This is a genomic window from uncultured Pseudoflavonifractor sp. (assembly GCA_904419835.1).
GTDB lineage: Bacteria > Bacillota > Clostridia > Oscillospirales > Oscillospiraceae > Pseudoflavonifractor.
This window is the reverse complement of the sequence record CAJFTA010000078.1, coordinates 1-7331: the sequence shown is the minus strand read 5'-3', so window position 1 is coordinate 7331 and position 7331 is coordinate 1. Positions and strand designations below refer to the sequence as shown.

The window sequence follows — 7331 nt, the reverse complement described above, 5'->3', positions numbered from 1 at the left end:
CCGCAGAATGATGAACTGCCCGGGCAGGGCCTTCCGGGCAATCTTCGGCGCTTCCACTTCCAGCAGCGTCACGCTGGAATTCAGCTCTTCCTTGCGTACGATTTTTGCCATTCTGTTCTCCACCTTTCAAAGAGTCAGCATGCCAAATTTTTTGTCATACCGACCCATTTACCGCAAGAATAGCATGTTCGTTTTTGATTGTCAATATGCTTTACCGCTGTAAAGCGTCTTCCCCTTCCGGCTGCGGCGCACTATAAAAATAGCACAGGGCGCTGTTTTTTCAGGCGGTCGGAAATGTCCTGGAACTTTTTCGACCGCCTGAAAAAATGCCCGCCGGACCAGCGTCCGGCGGGCACGGCGGGGGCTCAGCGCTCCCCGGCAACTTTCCAAAAAACCCGGATGACAAACTCCGGCCCCTCCAGCGCCGCCTCCGTCCGGCACCCCATCTGGTCTGCCAGGGCCTTCACAATGGCCAGCCCCAGGCCCGCGTTGTGGCTGGTGCGGTTCTTGTCCGAGGTAAAGGAGCGGTCGAACACGTGGGGCACATCCTCCTCTGTCAGCCCTCCCGCCCCGTTGGAAAAGGCGCTGACCACCGTCTCCCCCGCCCGGTACAGCCGGATGGAGAGGGTGCCCACCCCGTGGTCCAGAGCGTTGCGGATCAGGTTGGTGAACACCCGGAGCACGGCGGCGGCATCTCCCCACACAGGGGGCAGCCCCTCCGCCAGCTCCACCGACACCTCCAGGCCGGAGGCGGTCAGGTCGTTGTAGAACCCGGCCACCAGCTCACTGAGGATGGCGTACAGGTCCACATGCTCCCGGGCGATGGGGTACTCGCCGCCGTCCAGCCGGGACAGGTCGTAAAAGCTGCCTATCAGGCTCTGGAGGGCACGGGCGCGGCTCTCAATGATGTTCAGATACTCGTCCCGCTCAGCCGGGGACAGGGCGTCCCCCTCCAGCAGCTGGAGGTAGCCGATGATGGAGGTGAGCGGGGTACGCAGGTCGTGGGACACATTGGCGATCTGCTGCCGGAGGGTCTGCTCCCGGCGGCGGTAGTCCGCCTCCTCCGCCTGGCGCAGCTCCAGCAGGCCGTTGACGGCGGAAATGAGCTGCTCGGCCGAGGAGTTGGGCGCGGCCATCAGGATGCGGGCGCTGCTGCCCTTCTCCTCCCGATCCCGCAGCTGCGCGGCAGCGGAGCGGAGGGCCCGCTCCACCGCATAGACCCGGATACCCAGGCCCGCGCAGATCAGCGCCAGCACAATCACAGCCAAAATCAGCAGGAACATCTCGCCCGCTCCTTTCACAACAGCGGCAAAGCCGCCGGGGACGCGCTCCAACGGGCGCCTCCCGGCGGTTTTGTCTCTCCCCGGCTGGCCGGGAATCCATCACTTTATCTCCGCACGGCGGAGCAGCCACAGGCCTGCCGCCGTACTCACCAGCAGCCACCCCAGGCCGATGGCCCAGTTCTGGGCCATCAGCTGCCAGGTCAGCTCGTCCTGATACTTCCAGAAGGGCGCGGTGAGCATCACCGACTGCACCGCCCGGGCCGGGGCGGCGATGGTCTCCGAGTTGATCATGGTGAAGATGGCGGTCATAGGCTCCCCCAGCAGGAGGAGATAGGCAGTGAGGCAGGCGGCCACCACTTCACTTTTCAGCGTGAAGAACAGCATATGGGTCACGCTCAGGGCCCCCAGCCACAGGGGGAAGGAGGCCGCTACCACGTAGCCCAGAACAGCCAGGGCCACCTGGGTCTCCTCCGGGCCGCCCGGCGCGGTTACCAGCCAGGACAGGACCAGAAAGCCCCCCAGCACCAGGACGCACAGCATGACGGACAACAGAAAGGCCGCAGTCAGCTTACCCAGGTAGACCCGGCTCCGGGGAATGCCGAAGGACATCTCGTTTTTCAGGCTGCCCGTCCGGTGCACGCCGGAGACCACTACCACGTCCATAATGGCGGCCATGAACAGCCCCACCGGCATGGTGACCGTCAGCAGCGACACCATGTTGGGAAAGGTGAAGGGCCCCACCCACATGGAGGCAAAGGCCAGAGCCAGGGCCATGAGAATGCCGGACACCAGATAGACGGTCATGTGGTGGGCGGCCCGGTACAGCTCCGCCTTGATATAGTTGAGCACAGGGCCGCCCCCTTTCGTCAGCTAATTTCCCGCTTCCGGAACAGGATGATTCCAGCCACTGTGGCGGCGACAAACCAGCCGGCGCCCACCGCCCAGGACATGCCCAGCAGGCCCATGTCCCAGGGACTGTTGGGGGCCAGCTCCAGCGGCGTGGTCAGCAGGGCCATGTATACATACTGGAACAGGGGGCTTACCATGGCGGTCAGCAGCTTGACAATCTCCGGCAGCGCCACCAGGATACCCACAAAGAGGAAGGAGGCCACCGTGCTGCTCCGGAACTGGAAGTAGAACAGCAGCACCAGGGCCTGGGCGCCGAACCACACGGGCAGCGCCACGAGGATGCAGTAGCCCACCGCGCTCATGGTCTCCGCCACGGCGGCGCCGTGGGGCAGGGCCACCCAGCACATGCCCAGGTACGCCGCCAGGATAATGGCGCACAGCACCAGGGCGGTGACGCAGGCGGTCAGCAGCTTGCCCAGATAGATCCGAACCCTGGGCAGGCCGTAGGACACCTCGTTCTTCAGGGTGTTGAACTTATACTGATCAGAGAATGCGATATCTCCGGTGAGCAGCGTGCAGTAGAGGCCCACGGCCAGCATCAGGGGGAGCATGCCCGCGCCGCTCTCAAAGCCCACGTCGTTGCCGTTGACGTTGGTGAACACCCAGCCCGCCACCAACAGGGCCTCGCACAGGAGGATGACCAGCAGGAAGCCGTAGGTATACTTCCGGTGAAGCACCTTGTAGAGTTCCGCGCGCATGTAGTTAACCATGACGGACACCTCCAATCAGGGACAGGAAGTAGTCCTCCAGGTTGGCGCCCTTCTGCTCGATGGAGCGGAGGGCCACGCCGTTTTCCACCAGCAGCTGGGTCACCCGGGCGGGCTCGTCCAGGTGGCAGTACAGGCGGATGATGTTGTCGGGCAGGACCTCGTAGTCCCGGGCGCCCATGCCCTGCTCCAGGGCGCGGGCCGCCGCGGGGGCGCTGTCCACCGCCAGCTCCAGGCAGGCCCGGCACTTCTCCTTCAGGGCCTTGGCGGAAATCTGCTCCAGCATGCGGCCATTGTCAATAAAGCCGTAGTGGGTGGCCAGGTTCTCCAGCTCGGAGAGGATATGGCTGGAGATGAGGATGGTGGTCTCCCGCTCCCGGTTCAGGTCCAGCAGCAGGTTGCGCAGCTCCACAATACCCTCCGGGTCCAGGCCGTTGATGGGCTCGTCCAGCAGCAGGAAGTCGGGCCGGTCCATCAGGGCCAGGGCCAGGCCCAGCCGCTGCTTCATGCCCAGGGAGAAGGTCTTGAACTTTTTCCCGCCCGCCTTCTTCAGGTCCACCAGCCTGAGCACTTCGTCCACACAGCCCTTGCCGGGGATGCCCCGCTGAATGCGGTAGTACTCCAGGTTCTCCTTTGCGGTCAGGTAGGGGTAGAAGCTGGGGGTCTCCACCATGGCGCCGGTACGGGCGCGCATTTTGCCCAGCGCCCCCGGCTCGGTGGCGCCGAAGAGGGCGAGCTCTCCCTCCGTGGGCGCGGTCTGGGCGGTGATCATGCGGATGATGGTGGTCTTGCCCGCGCCGTTGCGGCCCACCAGGCCGTATATCTGCCCCTTTTCAATGTTCAGGTTTACACTGTTCACCACGGTGGCCTGGCCGTATTTCTTGGTCAGGTTCCGGGTAACCAGAACGCTCTCTGCCATTGCGGCATCAACCTCTCTTTCATGGAGGAGCGGCCGTCCGTCCTCCTGGATTGTGATGCCAGTATAACGGCAAGTCAACAATTCGCCTTTAAGCAAACATAAAGAAAGGATAAATTCCAAACGGGCGGGCTTTGACCGCCGCGGCCGTCCAGGCTCGGCTGGGGGCCTACATCTGCGTTCCCTGTCACGCAGACGTTGGGCCCCCGCACGCCTCCCCTTCCCTGCGACTCCGGCCAAACCCGGCTCCGCCCTCCGGGCGGCTCCTGGGCTTTGGCCGTCGCTCCAGTCCAGGCTCGGCTGGGGGCCTACGTCTGCGCTTCTTCGTTCATCTTAAAGCCAATGCCCCACACCGTCTTGATGTACTCGGCGGGGGAGGCCTTGGCCAGCTTGGAGCGGAGATTGGAGATGTGGACGTTGACGGTGTTGTCGTCGCCGAAGTACTCCCCGCCCCACACCTGCTCGTAGAGCTGCTCCCGGGTAAAGACCTTCCTGGGGTAGGACATCAGCAGGGAGAGGATCTCAAACTCCCGGGCGGTGACCGCCACCTCCTTCCCCGCCGCCGTGACGGTGACGCTCTCCTTGTCCAGGGTCAGGTCCCCCCAGGTGAGCACGTTTTTCTCCCCGCCCGCGGGCGAGGAGAACTGCCGGTACCGCCGCAGCTGCGCCTCCACCCGGGCCAGCACCTCGGCGTTGTCAAAGGGCTTGGGGATGAAGTCGTCCGCGCCCAGCTTGAGCACGTTCACCCGGCTCTCCAGCCCCGCCTTGGCCGACAGGACAATGATGGGCATGGTTCTGCTCTTGCGCAGCTCGGCGATGAACTCCTCGCCGGTGAGCCCGGGCAGCATCAGGTCCAGCAGAATCAGATCGTAGTCGTACTGCCCGGCCCAGAGCATGGCCTCACTGCCGGAAAAGGCGGGACGGCAGCAGTACCCGCCGCCCTCCAGGATCTTGCAGAGGAGCCGGTTGATGTCCTGGTCGTCCTCCACCACGAGAATATTATAGCGCTCCATGGCTGTTTCCCCCTTTGCGGTGGTCTGTTTTATTTGACTCTCAGTTTCTCTGCCAGATTTTCGTCCGGGTCCACGTAGGCCGTCTGGTAGGTGGTGTACACCACCATGCCCGGCCGGGCCCCGGCGGGCTTCTTCACGTACTTCACCGGCGTGTAGTCCACGGGCACCTTCTTGCCGTCCCGGCCCTGGGAGAACCAGGCCGCCAGCATGGCCGCCTCGGTGAGGCTCTGGGCGTCCACCGGCCCGCCCTCGGCCCAGAGGATGACGTGGGAGCCATGAATCTTCTGGGTGTGGAGCCAGATGTCGCTCTTATAGGCCATCTTGGTGGTGAGCTGGTCGTTCTGGGCGTTGTTCTTGCCCACGGAAATCCGCATCCCCGTGGAGGAGCGGAACTCCATGGGTCTGCCCGTCAAGCGCTTTTCCCGCTTGGCGGCCTTGTTCTGGCGGCGGAGGTAGCCGGTGTCGGTGAGCTCCTGGCGGATCTCCTGGAGGTCCCGCTCGCCCTCGGCCAGGGTGATATTCTCCAGCACGCTGTTGAGGTACTCCAGCTCCCCCTCGCCCCGGGCAATCTGCTCGGTGAGCACCCGCTCGGCGGTCTTGGCCTTGTTGTACTCCTTATAATACCTGGCCGCGTTCTGCTGGGGCGTCAGCAGCGGGTCCAGGGGAATCTCCGCCTCCCGGCACTCCGGGTCGTAGAAGTTGACCGCCCGCAGCAGGCTCATGCCCTTCTCCATGGCGTGGAGGTTGGAGGTGATGATGTCGCCCCACTCCCTCAGCCGCTCCCGGTCCCGGGTGGCCTCCAGCTCCCGGCGCTGGTTGTTCAGCTTGCGGGCTGTGCGGTCCCGGGCGCTGGTCACCGACTTCACCAGGTCCTGGCCCTTCTGCTTCACCCGCTCGGCATTTTCCCGGTCGGCATAGAACTTGTCCAGCATCTGTCCAAAGGACTCCATCCGCCGCAGCTCCACAGTCATGCCGTACTGAAGGATGGGCAGGAAGGAGTAGTCGGTGGGCTTGCCCTCCCTGAGAATCATATAGGGCGCAAAGTCTTTCTCCTTTACGGCGTTCACAAAGGCGTTCATCCGCTCCAGCAGGCGGGCGCGTCCCTTCTCCCCCAGCTGGCAGAAGCGGACGGCGGAGTCCCCGGCGGCCTGGAAGGCCAGCTCCCGGCAGATGAGGGGGGACAGGCCGTTAAAGGTGTCCAGCAGCCACCTGTCCACTGCCCCCTCTTCAGTTGCGGCGGCCATCAGGCTCTCCAGCTCCCCCTCCTCCAGGGTCAGGGGATTGCGCTTGTCCTGGGGCACGGGCGGGTGGTAGAACAGCCCGGGCAGCAGCTGCCGCTTGCCGGCGGCCAAGTCCCCCTCCACCCGGCGGACGCAGTCGGTGATGCGCCCCTCGCTGTCCAGGAGAATCAGGTTGGCCGAGCGGCCCATCAGCTCCAGCACCAGGCGGCGCTCCACCCGGTCCCCCAACTCGTCCAGGCACTCCAGCTTAAACTCCACCAGCCGCTCCACCGGGGGCTGGATGATGTCCAGAATCCGGGCGCCGGTCAGGTGTTTGCGCAGAAGCATACAGAACATGGGGGGCGTATCCGGGTTTTCCCGGGTGATGCGGGTCAGCTGCACCCGGGGGTGGTTGGGGCTGGCCGAGAGGAGCAGCTTCACGTTCTCCCGGCTCCCCCGCACCGCCATCACAATCTCGTCCCGGACGGGCTGATAAATCTTGTCAATCTTGCCGCCCAGCACGGCGGCCTTCAGCTCCTCCGCCACGGCGGAGAGGCAAATCGCGTCCAAGGGCATGGGCTTACTCCTCCATCATCAGCTCAAAGAGCTGGTTGATCCGCTCGGTCCGTCCTTGGAGATAGAGCCAGCCGAACAGGGCCTCCAGTGCGGTAGCGGTCTGGTAGTCCGCCCGGCTGGCCGCCTTGGGCACCGAGTGGGGGCTGGTATTGCGCCCCCGGCGGAACACGTCCCCCTCCTCCTCGGTGAGCAGAGGGATGATCTTCTCCGCCGCAGCGGCCTGGGCGGGGGCGGCCACATACTTCACCGTGGCCTTGTGGAGACCCTTGTTGGTGGCCTTTCCGTGGAGGCACAGCCAGGAGCGCACCATCAGCTCAAACACGCCGTCCCCCAGATGGGCCAGGCCCAGGGTGCTGATGGCCCGGATGTCGTCGGGCGCGGCGTTCAGATGAAAATAATCCATGGTATTCTACCTCAGTCTCTTGTGTCTGCGCCGGGCGGCAGGCGCCGCCCGGCGGACGGTTCAACAGGCACTATTATAATGCGTATTGAACAAAGCCACAAGCCTTGAAGCCCAAGGCTTTCAAGGCCAAATGGCTTTGTTCAAGTGCAAGGTTTTTGGACAATTTCGTCCAAAAACCTTGCACCTTCCACTGGCGCATTGAAACGCGCCAGTGGAAATACGCATTGCAGCAATGGCTGAATTCCACAAAAGCGGCTCCTTTGAGCCGTTTTTATGGAATTGTGCGGCTGTGCCGCACGAATAA

The 7331-nt window shown here is 63.9% G+C and carries 8 protein-coding genes and 1 pseudogene; 1 reads left to right on the top strand and 8 read right to left on the bottom strand.

Annotated features, from left to right (window positions below; all coding sequences use genetic code 11):
- From QZY67_RS11075 to QZY67_RS11040, 8 genes and pseudogenes are all read right to left on the bottom strand, one after another.
- A pseudogene (locus QZY67_RS11075) lies at window positions 1-111 on the bottom strand (sulfide/dihydroorotate dehydrogenase-like FAD/NAD-binding protein); the annotation flags it as partial.
- Window positions 112-365: 254 nt separating this feature from the next.
- The gene (locus tag QZY67_RS11070; RefSeq protein ID WP_295370317.1) at window positions 366-1334 is read right to left on the bottom strand and encodes a HAMP domain-containing sensor histidine kinase; all 969 of its coding nucleotides are present in this window, start codon (window positions 1332-1334) and stop codon (window positions 366-368) included.
- A gap of 48 nt (window positions 1335-1382) precedes the next feature.
- The gene (locus QZY67_RS11065; RefSeq protein ID WP_295370316.1) at window positions 1383-2132 is read right to left on the bottom strand and encodes a hypothetical protein; all 750 of its coding nucleotides are present in this window, start codon (window positions 2130-2132) and stop codon (window positions 1383-1385) included.
- Between the two features lie 17 nt (window positions 2133-2149).
- Window positions 2150-2902 carry an ABC transporter permease gene (locus tag QZY67_RS11060; RefSeq protein ID WP_294536150.1) on the bottom strand — a complete coding sequence of 251 codons (753 nt, stop codon included), beginning with the start codon at window positions 2900-2902 and terminating at the stop codon, window positions 2150-2152.
- Window positions 2895-3818 carry an ABC transporter ATP-binding protein gene (locus QZY67_RS11055; RefSeq protein ID WP_295370314.1) on the bottom strand — a complete coding sequence of 308 codons (924 nt, stop codon included), beginning with the start codon at window positions 3816-3818 and terminating at the stop codon, window positions 2895-2897. The genes QZY67_RS11060 and QZY67_RS11055 overlap by 8 nt, the downstream gene beginning before the upstream one ends.
- 305 nt (window positions 3819-4123) lie before the next feature.
- Entirely contained in the window at window positions 4124-4828 is a 705-nt protein-coding gene (locus QZY67_RS11050; protein WP_294536154.1) for a response regulator transcription factor, read from the bottom strand.
- A 29-nt stretch (window positions 4829-4857) separates the two neighbouring features.
- Window positions 4858-6624: an NFACT RNA binding domain-containing protein gene (locus QZY67_RS11045; protein WP_295370311.1), complete on the bottom strand. Its 1767-nt coding sequence runs from the start codon at window positions 6622-6624 to the stop codon at window positions 4858-4860.
- A 4-nt stretch (window positions 6625-6628) separates the two neighbouring features.
- Complete coding sequence (locus QZY67_RS11040; protein WP_006574352.1) at window positions 6629-7027, bottom strand: ribonuclease III domain-containing protein; 399 nt, start codon at window positions 7025-7027, stop codon at window positions 6629-6631.
- A gap of 104 nt (window positions 7028-7131) precedes the next feature.
- Between QZY67_RS11040 and QZY67_RS11035 the strand changes: the two genes are divergently transcribed.
- The coding region (locus QZY67_RS11035) for a hypothetical protein (protein ID WP_295370309.1) at window positions 7132-7331 on the top strand (200 nt) is incomplete at its 3' end.

What these genes read in the sequence shown, in the direction of transcription:
- QZY67_RS11045 (WP_295370311.1), bottom strand. Translation starts at nt 6,624, where the DNA reads ATGCCCTTGGACGCGATTTGCCTCTCCGCCGTGGCGGAGGAGCTGAAG.
- QZY67_RS11040 (WP_006574352.1), bottom strand. Translation starts at nt 7,027, where the DNA reads ATGGATTATTTTCATCTGAACGCCGCGCCCGACGACATCCGGGCCATC.
- QZY67_RS11060 (WP_294536150.1), bottom strand. Translation starts at nt 2,902, where the DNA reads ATGGTTAACTACATGCGCGCGGAACTCTACAAGGTGCTTCACCGGAAG.
- QZY67_RS11050 (WP_294536154.1), bottom strand. Translation starts at nt 4,828, where the DNA reads ATGGAGCGCTATAATATTCTCGTGGTGGAGGACGACCAGGACATCAAC.
- QZY67_RS11055 (WP_295370314.1), bottom strand. Translation starts at nt 3,818, where the DNA reads ATGGCAGAGAGCGTTCTGGTTACCCGGAACCTGACCAAGAAATACGGC.